The sequence below is a fragment of the Roseateles sp. genome (assembly GCF_047654785.1).
Taxonomy (GTDB): Bacteria; Pseudomonadota; Gammaproteobacteria; order Burkholderiales; family Burkholderiaceae_C; genus Pelomonas.
This window is the reverse complement of sequence record NZ_JASGKQ010000003.1, coordinates 517,136-537,417: the sequence shown is the minus strand read 5'-3', so window position 1 is coordinate 537,417 and position 20,282 is coordinate 517,136. Positions and strand designations below refer to the sequence as shown.

20 protein-coding genes are annotated in these 20,282 nt (G+C 71.1%); 10 read left to right on the top strand and 10 right to left on the bottom strand.

What is annotated here, in order from left to right; genetic code table 11:
* Window positions 1–48 precede the first annotated feature (48 nt).
* From hpnC to hpnE, 3 genes are read left to right on the top strand one after another with little or no spacing between them, the layout of a single operon-like run.
* The gene (hpnC, locus tag QM788_RS11580; protein ID WP_415661637.1) at window positions 49–873 is read left to right on the top strand and encodes a squalene synthase HpnC; all 825 of its coding nucleotides are present in this window, start codon (window positions 49–51) and stop codon (window positions 871–873) included.
* Window positions 870–1,718 (top strand): presqualene diphosphate synthase HpnD, encoded by an 849-nt coding sequence (hpnD, locus tag QM788_RS11575; protein ID WP_415661636.1) that lies wholly within the window; start codon window positions 870–872, stop codon window positions 1,716–1,718. Before hpnC ends, hpnD begins: the two co-directional genes overlap by 4 nt.
* Window positions 1,715–2,998: a hydroxysqualene dehydroxylase HpnE gene (gene hpnE, locus QM788_RS11570; protein ID WP_415661635.1), complete on the top strand. Its 1,284-nt coding sequence runs from the start codon at window positions 1,715–1,717 to the stop codon at window positions 2,996–2,998. Before hpnD ends, hpnE begins: the two co-directional genes overlap by 4 nt.
* Here hpnE and QM788_RS11565 read toward each other — a convergent pair.
* A complete protein-coding gene (locus tag QM788_RS11565; protein WP_415661634.1) occupies window positions 2,938–4,038 on the bottom strand; it encodes a TIGR03790 family protein in 1,101 nt (366 codons plus the stop codon). The genes hpnE and QM788_RS11565 overlap by 61 nt on opposite strands.
* A gap of 36 nt (window positions 4,039–4,074) precedes the next feature.
* Here QM788_RS11565 and QM788_RS11560 point away from each other — a divergent pair, with 36 nt between their 5' ends.
* A complete protein-coding gene (locus QM788_RS11560; RefSeq protein ID WP_415661633.1) occupies window positions 4,075–4,842 on the top strand; it encodes an IclR family transcriptional regulator in 768 nt (255 codons plus the stop codon).
* Between the two features lie 89 nt (window positions 4,843–4,931).
* Here the strand turns inward: QM788_RS11560 and pbpG are convergent, their stop codons facing one another.
* From pbpG to QM788_RS11525, 7 genes are all read right to left on the bottom strand, one after another.
* A complete protein-coding gene (gene pbpG, locus QM788_RS11555) occupies window positions 4,932–5,906 on the bottom strand; it encodes a D-alanyl-D-alanine endopeptidase (RefSeq protein ID WP_415662979.1) in 975 nt (324 codons plus the stop codon).
* 285 nt (window positions 5,907–6,191) lie between these two features.
* Entirely contained in the window at window positions 6,192–7,733 is a 1,542-nt protein-coding gene (locus QM788_RS11550; protein ID WP_415661632.1) for a 2-isopropylmalate synthase, read from the bottom strand.
* Window positions 7,730–9,415 (bottom strand): 2-isopropylmalate synthase, encoded by a 1,686-nt coding sequence (leuA, locus tag QM788_RS11545; RefSeq protein ID WP_415661631.1) that lies wholly within the window; start codon window positions 9,413–9,415, stop codon window positions 7,730–7,732. The genes QM788_RS11550 and leuA overlap by 4 nt, the downstream gene beginning before the upstream one ends.
* A 197-nt stretch (window positions 9,416–9,612) precedes the next feature.
* On the bottom strand, window positions 9,613–10,437 hold the full coding sequence (gene pssA, locus QM788_RS11540) for a CDP-diacylglycerol--serine O-phosphatidyltransferase (protein WP_415661630.1): 825 nt from the start codon (window positions 10,435–10,437) through the stop codon (window positions 9,613–9,615).
* 119 nt (window positions 10,438–10,556) lie between these two features.
* Window positions 10,557–11,573 (bottom strand): ketol-acid reductoisomerase, encoded by a 1,017-nt coding sequence (ilvC, locus tag QM788_RS11535; protein ID WP_415661629.1) that lies wholly within the window; start codon window positions 11,571–11,573, stop codon window positions 10,557–10,559.
* Window positions 11,574–11,609: 36 nt separating this feature from the next.
* Window positions 11,610–12,101 (bottom strand): acetolactate synthase small subunit, encoded by a 492-nt coding sequence (ilvN, locus tag QM788_RS11530; RefSeq protein ID WP_415661628.1) that lies wholly within the window; start codon window positions 12,099–12,101, stop codon window positions 11,610–11,612.
* A 165-nt stretch (window positions 12,102–12,266) separates the two neighbouring features.
* Complete coding sequence (locus tag QM788_RS11525) at window positions 12,267–14,051, bottom strand: acetolactate synthase 3 catalytic subunit (protein ID WP_415661627.1); 1,785 nt, start codon at window positions 14,049–14,051, stop codon at window positions 12,267–12,269.
* A 230-nt stretch (window positions 14,052–14,281) separates the two neighbouring features.
* Here QM788_RS11525 and QM788_RS11520 point away from each other — a divergent pair, with 230 nt between their 5' ends.
* The 5 genes from QM788_RS11520 to QM788_RS11500 are packed head-to-tail and all read left to right on the top strand — an operon-like array spanning window position 14,282 to window position 17,054.
* Entirely contained in the window at window positions 14,282–14,848 is a 567-nt protein-coding gene (locus QM788_RS11520) for an RNA polymerase sigma factor (protein ID WP_415661626.1), read from the top strand.
* Complete coding sequence (locus tag QM788_RS11515) at window positions 14,845–15,321, top strand: DUF3619 family protein (protein WP_415661625.1); 477 nt, start codon at window positions 14,845–14,847, stop codon at window positions 15,319–15,321. The genes QM788_RS11520 and QM788_RS11515 overlap by 4 nt, the downstream gene beginning before the upstream one ends.
* Window positions 15,322–15,376: 55 nt before the next feature.
* Window positions 15,377–16,165 carry a DUF3106 domain-containing protein gene (locus tag QM788_RS11510; protein WP_415661624.1) on the top strand — a complete coding sequence of 263 codons (789 nt, stop codon included), beginning with the start codon at window positions 15,377–15,379 and terminating at the stop codon, window positions 16,163–16,165.
* Window positions 16,162–16,680, top strand: coding sequence for an RDD family protein (locus QM788_RS11505; RefSeq protein WP_415661623.1), 519 nt, complete (start codon window positions 16,162–16,164; stop codon window positions 16,678–16,680). The genes QM788_RS11510 and QM788_RS11505 overlap by 4 nt, the downstream gene beginning before the upstream one ends.
* On the top strand, window positions 16,677–17,054 hold the full coding sequence (locus QM788_RS11500; protein ID WP_415661622.1) for a diacylglycerol kinase: 378 nt from the start codon (window positions 16,677–16,679) through the stop codon (window positions 17,052–17,054). Before QM788_RS11505 ends, QM788_RS11500 begins: the two co-directional genes overlap by 4 nt.
* Before the next feature lie 5 nt (window positions 17,055–17,059).
* Here the strand turns inward: QM788_RS11500 and QM788_RS11495 are convergent, their stop codons facing one another.
* Window positions 17,060–17,398, bottom strand: a complete 339-nt coding sequence (locus QM788_RS11495; RefSeq protein WP_415661621.1) for a P-II family nitrogen regulator — start codon at window positions 17,396–17,398, stop codon at window positions 17,060–17,062.
* A 26-nt stretch (window positions 17,399–17,424) separates the two neighbouring features.
* Entirely contained in the window at window positions 17,425–19,080 is a 1,656-nt protein-coding gene (locus QM788_RS11490) for an NAD+ synthase (protein WP_415661620.1), read from the bottom strand.
* On the opposite strand from QM788_RS11490, the gene QM788_RS11485 reads away from it, so the two are divergent.
* Entirely contained in the window at window positions 19,079–20,269 is a 1,191-nt protein-coding gene (locus QM788_RS11485; protein WP_415661619.1) for a GNAT family N-acetyltransferase, read from the top strand. The genes QM788_RS11490 and QM788_RS11485 overlap by 2 nt on opposite strands.
* Window positions 20,270–20,282 lie beyond the last annotated feature (13 nt).

Here is a 20,282-nt window from a genome sequence, read left to right as displayed (position 1 = left end):
GACTGCTGTCAAACCTCATCCCCACACCGGCTCCCCGGGAACCCCAGCTTGAGCGTCGACCACTACGAAAACTTCCCCGTCGCCTCCTGGCTGTGCCCACCGGCGCTGCGGCCGGCGGTGGTGGCGCTGTACCACTTCGCCCGCACGGCGGACGACCTCGCCGACGAGGGCGACGCCACGCCCGCCGAACGCGCGCAGGCGCTGCGCGACTACCGCGCCGACCTGGCCGCCGTCAGCGCCGGCCGGGCGCCGTCGCCGCGCTGGGCGCGGGTCTTCACGCCGCTGGCGCGCGAGCTGCACCGCCTGCAGCCGGCGCTGCTGCACGACCTGCTCGACGCCTTCGAGCAGGACCTGGCCCCGCCGCGCTACCGCGACCGCGCCCAGTTGCTGGACTACTGCCGCCGCTCGGCCAACCCGGTGGGCCGGCTGCTGCTGGGCCTGTACGGCGTGGCCGACGCCGCGTCGCTGCGGCGCTCGGACGCGATCTGCTCCGCGCTGCAGCTCATCAACTTCTGGCAGGACTTCAGCCGCGACGGGCCGAACGGCCGGCTCTACGTGCCGCAGGCCGACCTGGACCGCCACGGCGTGCCCGCCGAGGACGTGCTGGCCTGCCGCGACGGCCCCGCCGCCCGCGCGCTGGTGGCCGACCTGTGCGCCTGGGCCCGCACGCTGATGCGCGACGGCGCGCCGCTGGCGCTGCACCTGCGGGGCCGCGCCGGCTGGGAGCTGCGCTTCGTCGTGCAGGGCGGCCTGCTCATCCTCGACAAGATCGCCGCCGGCGGCCACGACAGCCTGCGCCGGCGCCCGGCCGTGGGCGCGCGGGACTTCCCCCGCCTGCTGTGGCGCGCGTTGACAATGCGGGCCGCACCATGAGCCCCGAGCACTACGTCCAGCAGAAGGCCGCCGCGAGCGGCTCCAGCTTCTACTACGCCTTCCTGTTCCTGCCGCCGCCCCGGCGCGCCGCGATCACGGCCTTCTACGCCTTCTGCCGCGAGGTGGACGACGTGGTGGACGAGACCCAGGACGCCGGCGTCGCCGCCACCAAGCTCGCCTGGTGGCGCAAGGAAGCCGCCAGCGCCTTCGCCGGCCAGCCCACGCACCCGGCCATGAAGGCGCTGATGCCGCACGCCGCCGCCTACGACATCCGGCTGGAGCACCTGAACGCCGTCATCGAGGGCTGCGAGATGGACCTGCAGCAGACGCGCTACCTGGACTTCCCCGGCCTGGCGCGCTACTGCCACCTGGTGGCCGGCGTGGTGGGCGAGGTGGCCAGCGGCATCTTCGGCCGCACGCAGCCGCAGACCGTCGGCTACGCGCACAAGCTGGGCCTGGCGATGCAGCTGACCAACATCGTCCGCGACGTCGGCGACGACGCCCGGCGCGGCCGCATCTACCTGCCGGTGAACGAGCTGCAGCAGTTCGGCGTCAAGGCCAACGAGATCCTGCTGCGCAGCAAGCCCTGGGGCTACTCGGAGCGCTTCACCGCGCTGATGCGCTTCCAGGCCGAGCGCGCGCACCGGCTCTACGACGAGGCGCTGGCGCTGCTGCCCGCGGCCGACCGCGCCGCGCAGAAGCCGGGGCTGATGATGGCCAACATCTACCGCGCGCTGCTGGTCGAGATCGAGCGCGAGGACTTCCAGGTGCTGCACCAGCGCATCGCACTGACGCCGGTGCGCAAGCTCTGGATCGCGATGAAAACCAACTGGCGCGGACGTTGAAGGCAGCGATCGTAGGCGGCGGCTGGGCCGGCATCGCGGCGGCCGTCGCGCTGGCCGATGCGGGCCATGACATCACCGTCTTCGAGATGGCGCCGCAACTCGGCGGCCGGGCGCGCAGCGTCGCCGGCCAGGATGCCACCCGGCCCTACGACAACGGCCAGCACATCCTCATCGGCGCCTACCGCGACAGCCTGGCGCTGATGCGCCGCCTGGGCGTGGACCCGGACGCCGCGCTGATGCGCCTGCCGCTGGCCCTGCCCTACCCCGGCGAGCCGGGGCTGCGGCTGCCGCCCGGCGCGCCGCTGGCGAGCTTCACGCGCGGCGTGCTGGCGCAGCGCGGCTGGCCGCTGGGCGCCCGGCTGGGCCTGCTGGCGGCGGCGGCCGGCTGGCTGGCGCGCGGCTTCCGCTGCGACGCGGCGCACAGCGTCGCCGCGCTGTGCGCCGGGCTGCCGCCGGCCGTCAGGCGCGACCTGGTCGAGCCGCTGTGCGTCGCCGCGCTGAACACGCCGGCGCGCGACGCCAGCGCCCAGGTCTTCCTGCGCGTGCTGCGCGACGCCCTGTTCAGCGGCGCCGGCAGCGCCGACCTGCTGCTGCCGCGCCGGCCGCTGTCCGAGTTGCTCGCCACGCCGGCCGCGGCCTGGCTGGGCGGGCGGCTGCGGCTGGGCGCGCGCGTGCAGCGCCTCGAACCCGGCTGGCGCGTCGATGGCGAGGCCTTCGACGCCGTCGTGCTGGCCTGCACCAGCGTCGAGGCCGCGCGGCTGACGGCCGGGATCGCGCCCGGCTGGTCGGCCACGGCCGCCGCGCTGCGCTTCGAGCCCATCGTCACCGTCTACCTGCACAGCCCCGGCAGCACGCTGCCCGCGCCGATGCTGGCGCTGCGCGACGGGCCGGACGCGCCGGCGCAGTTCGTGTTCGACCACGGCCAGTTGGGCGGTACGCCGGGCCGCTTCGCCTTCGTCGTCAGCGGCGCGGCGCCGTGGGTGGCCCGCGGCGGCTGCGCCGAGGCGGTGCGGGCGCAGGCGCTGCGCGAGCTGCGCTGGGCGACGCCGCCGGTGGTGGCGCGCATGCTGACCGAGAAGCGCGCCACCTTCGCCTGCACGCCCGGCCTGGCCCGGCCGCCGGCCTGCATCGCGCCGGGCCTGTGGGCCGCGGGCGACTACGTCGCCGGCCCCTACCCGGCCACGCTGGAAGGCGCGGTGCGCGCGGGGCTGGCCGCCGCTCAGGGCGTGGGCACGGCGGCGAAGGGCGCCGCCAGCGGCTCGCCGACGAACACGCCCTGACCCGGCCACGCGACGCTGTGCCAGTAGGCCTCCAGCGCGCTGACGCCCTGCGCGTAGGCCTGGATCAGCGCCTGCGGATGCGGAAACTTCTGCAGGTGGTTGCAGGGCTCGCTGACGGTGCCGTAGCTGGCCGTCGCGCCGGCCTCGATCCAGTCCAGGACGGTCATCTGGCCCTCGCCCGCCGGCTTGTCCAGCAGGCCGCCGAACGAGGTCAGGTGATCGGCCAGCGCGCCCGGCAGCCACTCGCCGCCCAGCGGCGCCGGCACGCGCGCCAGGCCGGTCTGGTAGACCAGCGTGCGGCGCAGCGGCGGCAGCGCCTCGCTCTTCACGCGCACCACCTCCAGGCCCGCCGCGCCCGGCACCGGGCCGGCCGGCGGGAACAGCCGCTCGCGCACATTGCGGCTGGTGTCCGGCGTGGCGGCCAGGTAGGCCATGGCCGGCTCGGCGGGGCCGGCGGCCAGCGTGTGGTCGGACGCGATGCCGCGCTCGATCATGGCCATCGCCGCCGGCAGCGAGCGCGCCGCCAGCTGCATCGCCGGCCGCAGGCCCAGCACCACCCACGGCCGCGCGCCGAAATAGCTCACGTAGGGGCTGGCGCGCGTGGCCGCGCAGCTGTGCGCGCAGAGCTCGGGCTGCAGCCCGATGGCCAGCGCCGAGGTCAGCGAGTTGCAGGCCACCGCATAGGGCTGCACCCAGGCCAGCGCCAGGCCGTTGACGTGCTCCGGCATCTGGCTGCGCAGCGCCTCGTCCAGCGCCTGGAACTCCTCGCGCGACAGGCTGGCGCTCTGCGGCAGCTGCACGCGCACGACCTGCCCGGCCGGGATGCCGCGCCGCCGCGCGTAGTACTCGCCGACCGCCACCGAGTACGGGTCGGCCGTGTTGATGACCACGCCCAGCTCCTGCGCCGTGATGCGGCCGTACAGCCTGGGCATGCGGCTCCAGTGCGGCGGGTCCACGGGGTCCGAGGCCCAGGCGCACGTGGCCCCGGCCAGCGCCAGCAGCGCGCCTGCTTGCCACTTGCTGAACTTTGCTTTCGCCATACAAAACACCGGCAATCTCCCCCACAATGTGGCGCCATGAAACCCAAAGCGGCGCAAACCCCGGCGATCCAGGTGCTGGAGCGCATGTTCGCGCTGCTCGACGTGCTGGCCAGCCACCAGGACCCGGTGTCGCTGAAGGCACTGTCCGAGGCCACCGGCCTGCACCCCTCGACGGCGCACCGGATTCTCAATGACCTGACTCTGGGCCGCTTCGTCGACCGGCCCGAAGCCGGCAGTTATCGACTCGGCATGCGCATGCTGGAGCTGGGCAACCTCGTGAAGGCGCGGCTGGACGTGCGCGACGCCGCGCTGCCGGCGATGCGCGACCTGCACAAGTTCACCCACCAGCCGGTCAACCTGTCGGTGCGCCAGGGCGACGAGATCGTCTACATCGAGCGCACCTACTCCGAGCGCTCGGGCATGCAGGTCGTGCGCGCCGTGGGCGGCCGCGCGCCGCTGCACCTCACGTCGGTGGGCAAGCTGTTCCTGGCCGGCGACGACAGCTCGCGCGTGCGCGCCTACGCGACGCGCACCGGCCTGTCCGGCCACACGCGCAACAGCCTCACCGACGTCGCCGCGCTGGAGCGCGAGCTGGCCATGGTGCGCCAGCGCGGCATCGCGCGCGACGACGAGGAGCTGGAGCTGGGCGTGCGCTGCATGGCCGCCGGCATCTACGACGACCAGGCCAAGCTGGTGGCCGGCCTGTCCATCTCCGCCCCGGCCGACCGGCTGGAGGAAAGCTGGGTCGTGCGGCTGAAAGAGACCGCGGCACAGATCTCGGCGGCGCTGGGCTACCGGGGCTGAAGCAGGCGCCTCGCCCAGGCCGGCCCGCAGTCCAAAAATAAAAACGGCGCCATGGCGCCGTTCTGCTTTGATGCGCGGGACGCGCGGGCTCAGAGCTTGGTGGACACCGTGGCCGCGTCGCCCGGCTGCCTCGCCAGCCACTTGCGCATGCGCTCGGCATCGGCGATCCGCGACGCCTTGCCGCTGGAATCCAGGAACACCATGATCAGCTTGCGGCCGGCCATGCTGGCCTGCATGACCAGGCACTTGCCGGCCTCGTTGATGAAGCCGGTCTTCTGCAGGCCGATGTCCCACAGCGGGTTGGCGAGCAGGCCGTTGGTGGAGCGGAACTGCACCAGGCGCTTGCCCAGCGCGACGCGCGCCTCGCGCGAGGTGGACAGGTCGCGCAGCAGCGGCACCTGGCTGGTCACGTTGACGAGCTTGGCCAGGTCGGCGGCGCTGCTCTGGTTGCGGCTGGACAGGCCGGTGGGCTCGACGTAGTGCGTGTCCGTCATGCCCAGGCTGGCGGCGCGGGCGTTCATTGCGGCGACGAAGGCCGTCAGGCCGCCCGGGTAGTGCCGGCCGAGCGCGTGGGCGGCGCGGTTCTCGCTGGACATCAGCGCCAGGTGCAGCATCTCGCCGCGCGTCAGCGTGGTGCCGATGGCCAGGCGCGAGCCGGTGTTCTTCTCGGTGTCCTTGTCTTCCTCGGTCACCGTCAGCTTCTCGTCCAGCGACAGCCCGGCCTCGACGACGACCAGCGCCGTCATCAGCTTGGTGATGGACGCGATGGGCAGCACGGCCTGCGGGTTCTTGGAGAACAGCACTTCGTGGGTGTCCTGGTCCAGCACGTAGGCGACGCTGGACTTCAGCGACAGCGGATCCTCCACCGCATGCAGGCCGGCGACCTGGCCGAACGTCGGCGCGGCCCGGACCACCGGGGCCGCGACGGCCGCCCGGCGCAGCGCGACGGACTTGACCTTGCGCACCTGCTTGACGCCGGCCTTGGCCTTGCGGACCTGGGTGGCGCTGGATTTGGCTTTGGATTTGGTGGGAGCGGCGGCGTGGGCGGTTCCCACGAAGGCCAACAGGCTCAGGCTCAACAGGGCGGCGGCAAAAGTCTTCAACGGAGTCCCCAACAACAGGCCGGCAGTGTAATGGCCGCCCAAAACACCGGCAAGATCAGCAACTTAAGCGAATGTCCTCAAGTGAACTCTTGCTGGGTTCGGCCGGGCCGCCAGAGCTTGCGATTGTGCCGCCGGCACCGGCCGCCCGGCGCGGGAACAACGGGGTTTTCCGCGCCAGACTTCTCGCCCGGGCGCCCGTTCAGCACGGCGGCGCCGGGCTCGGCGGGCCGGGTGGCCGCCGGATGACTAGCCCTGCGCCGCCACCCGCTCCGCCTTGCTCTGCAGCTTGTTCAGCGCGCCGAGGTAGGCCTTCGCGGACGCCACCACGATGTCCGGGTCGGCGCCGACGCCGTTGACCACGCGGCCGGCGTGCTGCAGCCGCACCGTCACCTCGCCCTGCGACTCGGTGCTGCCGCCGGTGATCGCGTTGACCGAGTACAGCAGCATTTCCGCGCCGGACTGCACGACGGATTCGATGGCCTGCAGCGTCGCGTCCACCGGGCCGTTGCCGTCGCTCTCGGCGCGGTGCTCCTGCGCACCCACGGCGAAGACGACGGCCGCGTGCGGGCGCTCGCCGGTCTCGCTGCGCTGCGCCAGCGACAGCAGCCGGTAGTGCTCCTGTTCGGCGGTGACGGATTCGTCCATCACGAGGGCGATGATGTCCTCGTCGAAGATCTCGTTCTTGCGGTCGGCCAGGTCCTTGAAGCGCACGAAGGCCGCGTTGACCTCGGCCTCGCTGTCCAGCGCGATGCCCAGCTCCTGCAGCCGCTGCTTGAAGGCGTTGCGGCCCGAGAGCTTGCCCAGCACGATCTTGTTGGCGGCCCAGCCCACGTCCTCGGCGCGCATGATCTCGTAGGTGTCGCGCGCCTTCAGCACGCCGTCCTGGTGGATGCCGCTGGCATGCGCGAAGGCGTTGGCGCCGACGACCGCCTTGTTCGGCTGCACGACGAAGCCGGTGGTCTGCGACACCAGCTTGGAGGCCGGCACGATCTGCGAGGCGTCGATGCCGACCTGCAGCCCGAAGTGGTCGCGCCGCGTCTTGACGGCCATGACGACCTCTTCGAGCGAACAGTTGCCCGCCCGCTCGCCCAGGCCGTTGATCGTGCACTCGATCTGGCGCGCGCCGCCGATCTTGACGCCGGCCAGCGAGTTGGCGACGGCCATGCCGAGGTCGTTGTGGCAGTGGACGCTCCAGATGGCCTGGTCCGAGTTGGGCACCTTCTCGCGCAGGCGGCGCAGGAAGTCGCCGTACAGCTCGGGGATGGCGTAGCCGACGGTGTCGGGGATGTTGATGGTGCCGGCGCCCTCGTGGATGACGGCCTCGCAGACGCGGGCGAGGAAGTCGATGTCGGAGCGGTAGCCGTCCTCGGCGGAGAACTCGATGTCGCCGCACAGGTTGCGGCCGAAGCGCACCGCGAGCCGGGCCTGCTCCAGCACCTGCTCGCGGCTCATGCGCAGCTTCTTCTCCATGTGGAGCTCGCTGGTGGCGATGAAGGTGTGGATGCGCGCCCTGGACGCGGGCGCCAGGGCCTCGGCGGCGCGCGCGATGTCGCGGTCATTGGCGCGCGCCAGCGAGCAGACCACGCTGTCCTTGACCGCCGCCGCGATGGCCTTGACGGCCTCGAAGTCGCCGTTGCTGGACGCCGCGAAGCCGGCCTCGATGACGTCCACGCGCATGCGCTCCAGCTGGCGGGCGATGCGCAGCTTCTCTTCGCGCGTCATGGACGCGCCGGGGCTCTGCTCGCCGTCGCGCAGCGTCGTGTCGAAGATGATGAGTTGATCGCTCATGAGGCTTGTTCCTGCTGTTGGGGCAGCGCGAATGCGGCGCTGCGGCGCAGGCCGGAGAGGATGGCCTGCATGGACGCACGCACGATGCTGCCATCGATGCCGACGCCGTAGCGCGTCTCGTCGCCGACGCGCAACTCCAGATAGGCCACCGCGCGCGCGTCCGCGCCGCTGCCGATGGCGTGCTCGTGGTAGTCCAGCACGCGCACCGGCGTGCCGGCGCGCACGCCCAGCGCGTTGACGAAGGCGTCGATCGGGCCGTTGCCCTCGCCCTGCACGCGGCCCATCCAGCCGTTCAGCATCACCTCGGCCGACAGCTGCATCGCGCCGCCGGACTCGCTCATCTGCGGCTGCAGCACCGAGGTGCCGGCGTCGCCGATGGCGTACTCGCGCTCGAAGATCGCGTAGAGGTCGGCCGCGCTCAGCTCCTTGCCCATGTCGTCCATGACCGCCTGCACGACCTGGCTGAACTCGATCTGCAGCCGGCGCGGCAGCTCGAGCCCGTATTCGGTCTCGAGCAGGTAGGCGATGCCGCCCTTGCCGGACTGGCTGTTGACGCGGATCACGGCGTCGTAGCTGCGGCCCAGGTCCTTGGGATCGATAGGCAGATAGGGCATGTCCCAAATCTCACCGTCCTGGCGGGCGGCGAAGGCCTTCTTGATCGCGTCCTGGTGCGAGCCGGAGAAGGAGGTGTAGACCAGGTCGCCGACGTAGGGGTGGCGCGGGTGGACCGGGATCTGCGTGCAATGCTCGACGCAGCGGCGCACCTCGTCGATGTCGGAGAAGTCCAGCTGCGGGTCCACGCCCTGGGTGTAGAGGTTGAGCGCGATGTTGACGAGGTCCACGTTGCCGGTGCGCTCGCCGTTGCCAAACAAGCAGCCCTCCACGCGGTCGGCGCCGGCCATCAGCGCCAGCTCGCCGGCCGCCGTGCCGGTGCCGCGGTCGTTGTGCGGGTGGACCGACAGCACGATGCAGTCCCGCCGTTCGAGATGGCGGTGCATCCACTCGATCATGTCCGCGAAGATGTTGGGCGTGCTGTGTTCGACGGTGGACGGCAGGTTGACGATGCACTTGCGCTCGGGCGTGGGCGCCCACACGGCGGTCACCGCATCGACCACGCGCTTGCTGAACGCCAGCTCGGTGCCGGAGAACATCTCGGGCGAGTACTCGAAGCGCCAGTCCGTGCCGGGCCGCGCGGCGGCCAGTTCCTTGATCTGGCGGGCGTGCGACGCGGCCAGCTCGACGATGCCGTCCTCGTCCTGCCCCAGCACGACGCGGCGCATGATGGGCGCCACCGCGTTGTAGACGTGGACGATGACGCGCCTGGCGCCGTCGAGGGCCTCGAAGGTGCGCTCGATCAGGTGCGAACGCGCCTGCGTCAGCACCTGGATGCTCACGTCGTCCGGGATGTGGCCGCCGTCGATCAGCAGGCGCACGAAGTCGAACTCGGTCTGCGACGCCGACGGAAAGCCGACCTCGATCTCCTTGAAGCCGATCTTCACCAGCTGCTGGAACATGCGCAGCTTGCGCGCGATGTCCATCGGCTCGATCAGCGCCTGGTTGCCGTCGCGCAGATCGGTGCTCAGCCAGATCGGCGCGCGGGTCAGCACGGCGTCGGGCCAGCTGCGGTCCGGCAATGCGATCGGGGCGAAGGGGCGGTACTTGAGCTGCGGTTGCTTCAACATGGTTTCCATCCGGGGGTGGGGTGGCGCAACCGGCAGCCTTGGAAAACACGAACGGCCCGCTGCGGTTGCATACGGGCCGTTGGGGTCAGATGGGCGAAGGCGTGGCTGACTAGCGAACCCGTGGTTCCTCTAGGGCTAGTAGCAGCAGGCCGGTCGCGCGAATCATGGGAGCGGAATCTAGCACGAAAGGCCGGGGGTCACTGGTGCAGGCCGCGCTCGTCGGGCTCGTCGGTGCTCGTCGAGATCACGCTGGCCGGCCGGCCCTTGGCCTTGCGCCAGGCGTAGATGACGTAGCCCGACAGCCCGTAGGCGCAGAAGGCGCCGAAGAGCACGCGCGACGGGTCGAGCGCCGCCAGGCCGATGCCGAGCATGATCAGCACCAGCACGATGAAGGGCACGGAGCGCCGCCGGTCGAAGACTTTGAAGCTGTAGAACGGCGCGTTCGTCACCATCGAAAGCCCGGCGAACAGCGTCAGCGCATAGGCCGCCCAGGGGATCCAGCTGTCGGGTTGGATGCCGGTGTACTCGGCGCGGTCCACCACCGCCCAGATCAGGCCGATGACCAGCGCCGCGGCGGCCGGGCTGGGCAGGCCCTGGAAGAAGCGCTTGTCCACCACGCCGATGTTGACGTTGAAACGCGCCAGCCGCAGCGCCGCGCCGGCGATGTAGACGAAGGCCGGGATCCAGCCCGGCTTGCCCATGTCCTTGAGCGCCCACATGTAGACGATCAGCGCCGGCGCGGCGCCGAAGGCCACCATGTCGGACAGGCTGTCCATCTGCTCGCCGAAGGCGGACTGGGTGTGGGTCATGCGCGCGACGCGGCCGTCCAGGCTGTCCAGGATGGCCGCGGCGAAGATGGCCACGCAGGCGGCCTCGAAGCGGCCGTTCATCGCCATGACGATGGCGTAGAACGCGCTGAACAGCGCGCACAGCGTGATCGCGTTGGGCAGCGCGTAGATGCCCTTGCGGCGGGGGCGCACGGCGAGGCTGGGCTCGTCGTCGTCGAGGGGGTCAGGGGTCATAGCCCGTCAGGATAGCCGACGCATTCCGGCCGGCGCGCGCGCCGCGGCGGTGCGCGCCGGCCAGCAAAAAGGCCGGCGCCTCGCGGCACCGGCCCCGTCCATCGCGTTGCCGCGCGGGATCAGTTCTTGGCCTTGTCCACCAGCTTGTTGGCCTTGATCCACGGCATCATCTCGCGCAGCTTCTCGCCGACCTGCTCGATCGGGTGCTCGGCGGTCAGGCGGCGGCGGCTGATCAGCGTCGGCGCGCCGGCCTTGTTCTCGAGGATGAAGCTCTTCGCGTACTCGCCGGTCTGGATGTCCTTCAGGCACTGGCGCATCGCGTTCTTCGTGTCCTCGGTGACGACGCGCGGGCCGGTCACGTACTCGCCGTACTCGGCGTTGTTCGAGATCGAGTAGTTCATGTTGCCGATGCCGCCCTCGTAGATCAGGTCGACGATGAGCTTGAGCTCGTGCAGGCACTCGAAGTAGGCCATCTCGGGCGCGTAGCCGGCTTCCACCAGCGTCTCAAAGCCGGCCTTGATCAGTTCGACGGTGCCGCCGCACAGCACGGCCTGTTCGCCGAACAGGTCGGTCTCGGTTTCCTCGCGGAAACTGGTCTGGATGATGCCGGCCTTGCCGCCGCCGTTGGCCGCGGCGTAGGACAGCGCCAGGTCGCGCGCCTTGCCGGTCTTGTCCTGGTAAACGGCGATCAGGTGGGGCACGCCCCCGCCCTGGCGGTAGGTGTTGCGCACCGTGTGGCCGGGGGCCTTGGGGGCGACCATCCAGACGTCCAGGTCCGCGCGCGGCTGCACCTGGCCGTAGTGGACGTTGAAGCCGTGCGCGAAGGCCAGCGACGCGCCTTGCTTGATGTGGGGCTCGACTTCGTTCTTGTAGACCTCGGCGATCTGCTCGTCGGGCAGCAGGATCATCACCACGTCGGCGGCCTTCACGGCGTCGGCGATCTCGGCGACCTTCAGGCCCGCGCCCTCGGCCTTGGCCCAGGACGCGCCGCTCTTGCGCAGCGCGACGGTGACCTTGCAGCCGCTGTCGTTCAGGTTCTGCGCGTGGGCATGGCCTTGTGAGCCGTAGCCGATGATGGCGACGTTCTTGCCCTTGATGAGGCTGAGGTCGGCGTCTTTGTCGTAGTACACGTTCATGGTTCGCTCCAGGGAAAGATTCGGTCAGGTATTGGGTTAGACGCGCAGGATGCGCTCGCCGCGGCCGATGCCGCTGGCGCCGGTTCGGACGGTTTCTAGGATGGACGCGCGGTCGATCGCGTCGATGAAGGCGTCGAGCTTGCCCGCGTCGCCGGTCAGCTCGATGGTGTAGGTCTTCTCGGTCACGTCGATGACGCGGCCTCGGAAGATGTCGGCGGTGCGCTTGATCTCCTCGCGCTCCTTGCCGACGGCGCGCACCTTGATGAGCATCAGTTCGCGCTCGGTGTAGTGGCCCTCGGTCAGGTCCACGACCTTGACGACTTCGATCAGGCGGTTGAGGTGCTTGGTGATCTGCTCGATGACCTCGTCGGACCCGGTGGTCACGATGGTCATGCGCGACAGCGAGGCGTCCTCGGTCGGCGCGACGGTCAGGCTCTCGATGTTGTAGCCACGGGCCGAGAACAGCGCGACGACGCGCGACAGCGCGCCCGGCTCGTTCTCGATGAGCAAAGCAATGATGTGTTTCATGAGGGGATCGTCCTTCGCGCTCTTCAGTGGCCGGGGCGGTAACCCCGGTACCTTGGCGGCGGGTTCGAGTCGTTGAAGGGGTTGCCAGGGGTCGGCTGCGCGCGCCATCCGCCGCCGGCCCCGGGGCACGCGGTAACGCGCCCCGAAGCCCGCGGCTTCAGCCGCTCACAGGTCTTCCGAGCCCAGCAGCATTTCCGAGATGCCCTTGCCCGCCTTGACCATCGGCCAGACGTTCTCGGTCGGATCGGTGCGGATGTCGAGGAAGACGGTGCGGTCCTTCAGGCGCATCGCCTCCTTCAGCGCGCCTTCCACGTCCGCCGGCTTCTCGACCAGCAGGCCGACGTGGCCGTAGGCCTCGGCCAGCTTGACGAAGTTGGGCAGCGCGTCCATGTAGCTGTGCGAGTAGCGGCCCTCGTAGTCGAGTTGCTGCCACTGGCGCACCATGCCGAGGTAGCGGTTGTTCAGCGAGACGATCTTGACCGGGGTCTTGTACTGGAAGCAGGTGGACAGCTCCTGGATGCACATCTGGATGCTGCCCTCGCCGGTGATGCAGAACACGTCCGACTCGGGCCTCGCGAGCTTGATGCCCATCGCATACGGCAGGCCCACGCCCATCGTGCCCAGGCCGCCGGAGTTGATCCAGCGGCGCGGCTCGTCGAAGCGGTAGTACTGCGCCGCCCACATCTGGTGCTGGCCCACGTCCGACGTGATGTAGGTGTCGCGGTCGCGCGTGAGCTTCCACAGCGTGTCCACCACCATCTGCGGCTTGATGACCTCGTCGGACGCCTTGTAGGCCAGGCAGTCGCGGCGGCGCCAGTCCTTGATCTGGTTCCACCAGGCGTTGAGCGCGTCGGCGTCGGGGCGGTTCTGGGCGTCCCGGATCTGCACGATCAGCTCCTGCAGCACGTCCTTCACGTCGCCGACGATGGGGATGTCCACCCGCACCCGCTTGGAGATCGACGAGGGGTCGATGTCCACGTGGATGATCTTGCGCTCCACCGAGCCGAAGTGCTTGGGGTTGCCGATCACGCGGTCGTCGAAACGCGCGCCCACGGCCAGCAGCACGTCGCAGTGCTGCATCGTCATGTTGGCCTCGTAGGTGCCGTGCATGCCCAGCATGCCGAGGAAGCGCGGGTCGGTGCCGGGCATCGCGCCCAGGCCCATCAGCGTGTTCGTGCACGGGAAGCCGACCAGGTCCACCAGCTCGCGCAGCTCCGCCGTCGCCTCGCCGAGGATGACGCCGCCGCCCGTGTAGATGTAGGGCCGCTTGGCCTGCAGCAGCAGCTGCACGGCCTTGCGGATCTGGCCGCTGTGGCCCTTCTTGACCGGGTTGTAGGAGCGCATCTCGATGCGCTCGGGGTAGTGGAACGGCGCGCAGGCCAGCGACACGTCCTTGGGGATGTCCACCACCACCGGGCCGGGCCGGCCGGTGCGGGCGATGTGGAAGGCCTTCTTGATCGTCACCGCCAGGTCGCGCACGTCCTTGACGAGGAAGTTGTGCTTGACGATGGGACGGGTGATGCCCACCGTGTCGCACTCCTGGAACGCGTCCAGCCCGATGGCCGGCGTCGGCACCTGGCCCGTGATGATGACCATCGGGATCGAGTCCATGTAGGCCGTGGCGATGCCGGTGATGGCATTCGTCACGCCCGGGCCCGAGGTCACCAGCGCCACGCCGACCTCGCCCGTCGCGCGGGCGAAGCCGTCGGCGGCATGGACGGCGGCCTGCTCGTGGCGCACCAGCACATGCTGGATGCTGTCCTGCTTGTAGAGCGCGTCGTAGATGTAGAGCACCGCGCCGCCGGGGTAGCCCCAGAGGTGGCGCACCCCTTCGGCCTGCAGGCAGCGAACGAGGATCTCGGAGCCGTTGGGCTCCGCCGGTGTTTCGGAGGGGGGGGTTTGCGGCTGCGCCGTTGCGGCGCGCTTGATATCCGCGGCAGACATGTCCATTTCGAACCTCTGTGAATTTCTCTGACGAAAAACCATTGGTGCCCCTCTTCTCGCCCTCATGAGGCGGATTCGGAGCCTGCGCGGTCAACAGGTGGGCGCCCCAGTCGGGCGGCCACCGGAGAGACCATTGACTCTTTGTGCGAACCCGCATTATGCCGGGCAAAAGCCGGCCAGCCTTCGTATGAGACGAATGCCATAATCCGCGCCGCCCGCCCGGACCGCTTCCCGCCTTGGCCACCGACAAAGAACTCGACGACTTCCTGCGCACCGTGGACCGCCGCGCCTTCAAGCGCACGGCCTACCTGGTCCGAGACGACGATGCCGCGCTGGACATCGTGCAGGACGCCATGATCAAGCTGGCCGAGAACTACTTCGACCGCCCCGCCGCGGAGCTGCCGCTGCTGTTCCAGCGCATCCTGTCCAACGCGACGATGGACCATTTCCGTCGCCAGAAGACCCGCAACGCGGTCATGACCAACCTGTCCGACTTCGACGGCGGCGATGGCGACGGCGACTTCGACCTGCTGGAGATCCTGGAAACCCGCGACGGCGCGCTGGGCGCGCTGAGCGCCGCCGACGAGGTCAGCCGGGCGCAAATCCTGCAACGGATCGAAACCGAGGTGGCGCAGCTACCGGCCCGTCAACGGGAAGCCTTCCTGCTGCGTTACTGGGAGGAACTGGATGTCGCCGAGACTGCCTCCGTGATGGGCTGCTCCGAAGGCAGCGTGAAGACGCACTGCTCGCGGGCCACCCATGCACTGGCCAAGGCGCTCAAGGCCAAGGGGATCACGTTATGAAATCGTCACAATTTTCCGCCCCTGCCTCCGAGCTGGAAACCCGCTTCGGCCAGCGCGTGGCCGCCGGCCTGACCGAACGCGGCGCCGCGCTGCCGCACGACGTGGCGGAGCGCCTGCGCTTCGCGCGCGAGCAGGCGCTCGCGCGCGCCGCCCAGGCCCGCGCGAGCGCCGCGAGCCCGGCCCGCCCGGCCGCGGCCCACGTCGGCGGCGCGACGCTGGCGCTGAACGGCGGCTCCGGCAACCCGGTGGACCCTGGCAAGCGGGGTGGCCGCGGCGGCCTGTGGGCCATGCTGGTGTCCGCGCTGCCGCTGTTGCTGCTGGCGGCCGGCCTGCTGCTGGTGCAGCGCGGCCAGGCCAACGAGCAGATCGCCGCCGCCGCCGAGGTTGACACCGCGCTCCTCAGCGACGCGCTGCCGCCCGCCGCGTTCACCGATCCGGGCTTCGCGGAATTCCTGCGCGACGCGGAAGAATGACCGGATGCGCATGACCCGAGCGGCGCCGCTGCCCGTCCTGTTGTCCCGCCTTTCGATGGCCCTGCTGCTCGGCGCGGCGGGGTTTTCTGCGTTGGCGCAGGCCCCCGACGCCCCGGCCGCGCCGCCGCCTGCCGCCAGCGCCGCCAGCCTCCCCCAAACGACGACGCCGCGCGCCGGCCGGCTCCGGCCGCTGGCCAAGCCGGTGGCGCCCGCGGCGCTCAGCGTGCCGCCGGCCACCTGGGACGGCCTGACGCCCAAGCAGCAGGCGCTGCTTGCGCCGCTGCAGCGCGACTGGGCCGGCATCGCCGACGAACAGCGCAGCAAATGGCTCAGCGCCACGCCGACGCTGGCCACCATGTCGGGCGAGGAAATCAAGCGCGTGCACGACCGCATGCGCGACTGGAGCCAGCTCGACCCGGCCGCCCGCCTGAACGCCCGCATCGGCTTCCAGGTCGCCCGGCAGCTGACCGCCGAGCAGCGCCAGGCCCGCTGGGAGGCCTACCAGGCGCTGCCGGAGCAGGAGCGCCGGGCGCTGGCCGACAAGGCCCTGGCGCGCCGCCGGGCGCAGGCCGCCGCGCCCGCGCGCCCGGCCAGGGCGCTGATCGCTCCGCCCCCGTCCAGCCACCGGCCCGCGCCGGCCCGGCTCGCGGCGCCCAGGCTGGTGACCGGCAGCCTCATGCAGGCCCGGCCCGGCGCCACCACGGTGCTCATCACCCGCGACATCGCCCTGCCCCGCCACCAGGCGGCCGGCCAGCCCCGGATGGTGGCCGATCCCCGGCTGATCGACCCGCACACGCTGCTGCCGCTGACGCAGACGCCGCCCGCGTCCGCCCCGCACCGATGACCGCGCCGGCCCCCGACACCGGCGCCGTGCCGCCGGGCCTGGCGCGCCGCTTCGCCGCCTTCCTGTACGAAGGCGTGCTGCTGTTCGGCGTCGTCTTCTTCGCCGGCTTCCTGTACTCGGTGCTGACCCGCCAGCAGCACGCGCTGCAGGGCCGCGCCGGGCTGGGCGTGTTCCTGTTCGTCGTGCTGGGGCTGTACTTCGTCGGCTTCTGGACCCGCTCCGGCCAGACGCTGGCGATGAAGACCTGGCACCTGCGCGTCGTCGACGCCGCCGGCCGCCCGCTGGGCCGGGGCCGTGCGCTGCTGCGCTACCTGTTCGGCTGGCTGTGGTTCCTGCCCGCGCTGCTCAGCGTCTGGGCGCTGGGCCTGCACGGCGGCGGCGCCATCGCCGGCGCGCTGGTCGCCGGCATCGCCGGCTACCTGCTGATCGCCCGGCTGCACCCGCAGCGCCAGTTCCTGCACGACCTGATCTGCGGCACGCGCATCGTCACCCAGCTTCCCGTCCGCCGCCCATGAGCAACCCGCACAAAGGCCGCACCGGCCTGGACCGCATCCTGCACGCCGCCGGCTACTCCTGGGCCGGGCTCAAGGCCGCCTACACCGGCGAGAGCGCCTTCCGGCAGGAGACCTGGCTGGCGCTGGTCGCCGTGCCGCTGGCCTGCTGGCTGGGGCGGGACTGGGTGCAGGTCGCGCTGCTGCTGGGCTCGCTGCTGATCGTGCTGATCGTCGAACTGCTGAACTCGGCCATCGAGGCGGCCGTCGACCGCGTGTCCTTCGAGCTGCACGAGCTCTCCAAGCGCGCCAAGGACATCGCCAGCGCCGCCGTGCTGCTGTCGCTGCTGCTGGCCGGCGGCGTGTGGGCGGCCGCCGCCTGGCAGCACCTGCGCTAGTTAGCTCAGACCGCCGCCTCGTCGGTCTCGCCGGTACGGATGCGGACGACCTGCTCCACGGGCGTCACGAAGATCTTGCCGTCGCCGATCTTGCCGGTCTTGGCGGCCTTCAGGATGGCGTCGATGCAGCGCTCCACGTCCTCGTCCTTGACGACCACCTCGACCTTCACCTTGGGCAGGAAGTCCACCACGTACTCCGCGCCGCGGTACAGCTCGGTGTGGCCCTTCTGGCGGCCGAAGCCCTTGACCTCGGTGACCGTCAGGCCGGCCGCGCCCACCTCGGCCAGCGACTCGCGCACCTCGTCGAGCTTGAAGGGTTTGATGATGGCGGTGATCTGCTTCATGGCGGGCTCCTGATGACGGGAAAAGTTTAAGCGCGGAATTTCGAGGTGATCGGGTAGCGCCAGTCGCGCCCGAAGCCGCGGTGCGTGATGCGGATGCCCACCGGCGCCTGGCGGCGCTTGTACTCGTTGATCTTGATGAGCCGCGTCACGCGCTCCACGTCCTCGGGCTTGAAGCCGGCCGCGACGATCTCGGCGATGGACTGGTCCTGCTCCATGTAGCGCGCCAGGATCGCGTCCAGCACCTCGTAGGGCGGCAGGCTGTCCTCGTCCTTCTGGTCGGGGCGCAGCTCGGCCGAGGGCGGGCGGGTGATGATGCGCTCGGGGATGATTTCCCGCCCCTGCGCGTTGCGCCAGCGCGCGAGGCGGAAGACCAGCGTCTTGGCCACGTCCTTGATGACGGCGAAGCCGCCGGCCATGTCGCCGTAGAGCGTGCAGTAGCCGGTCGCCATCTCGCTCTTGTTGCCCGTCGTCAGCACGATGCTGCCGAACTTGTTGGACAGCGCCATCAGCAGCGTGCCGCGGATGCGCGCCTGGATGTTCTCCTCGGTCGCGTCCGGCGCCAGGCCCCGGAACTCCTCGGCCAGCGTCGCGTTGAAGGCGTCGAACATCGGCACGATGGAGTGCTCGTCGTAGCGCACGCCGAGGCGGGCGGCCATGTCGCGCGCGTCAATCCACGAGATGTCGGCCGTGTAGGGCGAGGGCATCATCACCGCGCGCACCTTGTCGGCGCCCAGCGCGTCCACCGCGATCGCCAGCACCAGCGCCGAGTCGATGCCGCCCGACAGGCCCAGGAGGGCGCCGGGGAAGCCGTTCTTGCCGAGGTAGTCGCGCACGCCGGTCACCAGCGCCTGCCAGACCTGGGCCTCCATCGCCGGCTCCGGCGCGACCGCGCCGTGCAGCCGGCCGGCCGCGTCCAGCGCGACGACGAGCTGCGACTCCTCGAACATCGCCGCGCGGGCGGCCAGCGCGCCGTCGGCCTGCACGGCGAAGGAGGCGCCGTCGAACACCATCTCGTCCTGCCCGCCCACCAGGTGCGCGTAGACCAGCGGCAGCCCGACGGCCCGCGCGCGCTCGGCCATGCGCGCCTCGCGCTCCGCGACCTTGCCGACGTGGAAGGGCGAGGCGTTGAGGACGCACAGCAGCTCGGCGCCCGCAGCCTGGGCGGTGGCGGCCGGCGCGTCGAACCAGGCGTCCTCGCAGATCAGCAGGCCGACGCGCGTGCCCTTCACGTCCACGACGACGGCCGCTTCGCCGGGGGCGAAATAGCGCCGCTCGTCGAACACCTGGTAGTTCGGCAGTTCGCGCTTCGCGTAGGTGGCCAGCACCCGCCCGCCCGCCAGCACCGAGGCCGCGTTCAGGCAGGGCGGCAGCGACCAGCTGCGCTCGCGCACGGCGCCCTGCTCGCGCGCCAGCGGGTGGCCGACGACGGCGTGCAGGCCCGGCAGCCCGGCGAGTTCGGCGGCGATGCGGCGCAGCTGCTCGTCGCAGGCGGCGAGGAAGGCCGGGCGCAGCAGCAGGTCCTCGGGCGGATAGCCGCACAGCGCCAGCTCGGGCGTGACGAGCAGATCGACCCCGGCCGCATGCGCCGCGCGCGCCTGGGCCATGATGCGGTCCGCATTGCCCGGCAGGTCGCCCACGACGACGTTGATCTGGGCCAGGGCGATCTTCAGGGGCGAGGGCATGGGTAGCAGCAGTTCAGACAACGAGACCGGCATTGTCGTCCGCGTGGACGACTCGCCCGACGCGCTGCCCGAGGGCCCGTGGGATGCGCTGCTCGCCGCCCAGGCGCGGCCGACGCCCTTCATGCGCCGGGCCTATCTGCATGCGCTGCACGCCAGCGGCAGCGCGACGGCGGCCACCGGCTGGCGGCCGCGGTTCGTGTCGCTGTGGCGCGGCGATGCGCTGGTCGCCGCCTGCCCGGCCTGGCTGAAGTCGCACAGCTACGGCGAATACGTGTTCGACTGGGCCTGGGCCGACGCCTACCAGCGCCACGGCCTGGCCTACTACCCCAAGCTGCTGGTCGCCGTGCCCTTCACGCCGGTGCCGGGCAGCCGGCTGCTGGCCGTGGACGACGCGGCGCGCGGGCGGCTCGCGCAGGCGCTGCTTGCGCTGGCGCGGGACGCCGGCGCGTCGTCGCTGCACGTGCTGTTCGGCGACGAGGCCGACCAGGCCGCGCTCGCCGCCGCCGGCTGCATGGCGCGCCACGGCGTGCAGTTCCACTGGACGGCGGCCGGTGACGCCGACTTCGCCGCCTTCCTCGCCCGGCTGCAGCGCGACAAGCGCAAGAAGATCCAGCAGGAGCAGCGCCGCGTGCGCGAGGCCGGCGTCGCGTTCGAGGCCCGCGAGGGCGCGGCCATCACCGGCGAGGACTGGGATTTCTTCTACCGCTGCTACCAGCAGACCTACCGCGAGCACCACAGCCGGCCCTACCTGACGCGCGATTTCTTCGCCCGCATGGCCGGCGACATGCCCGGGCACTGGCTGATGTTCACGGCCCGCCGCGAAGGCCGGCGCGTCGCCGCGTCGCTGGTCGCGCTCGACCCCGCGCGCCGCGCCGCCTTCGGCCGCTACTGGGGCGCGGCCGAGCCCATCCCCTGCCTGCACTTCGATGCCTGCTACTACCAGCCGCTGGCCTGGTGCATCGCCCACGGCTACCAGCGTTTCGAGGGCGGCGCGCAGGGCGAGCACAAGATCGCGCGCGGGCTGCTGCCCACGCCGACGGCGTCCAGCCACTGGCTGGCGCACCCGGCCTTCGCCGCGGCCGTCGACGACTTCCTGGCCCGCGAGGGCGCGGCGATGGACAGCTACCTGAGCGAACTGAACGAGCACGCGCCGTTCAAACTCAAAATGGGGTCAGAGTCAATTAAATAAATCGACTCTGACC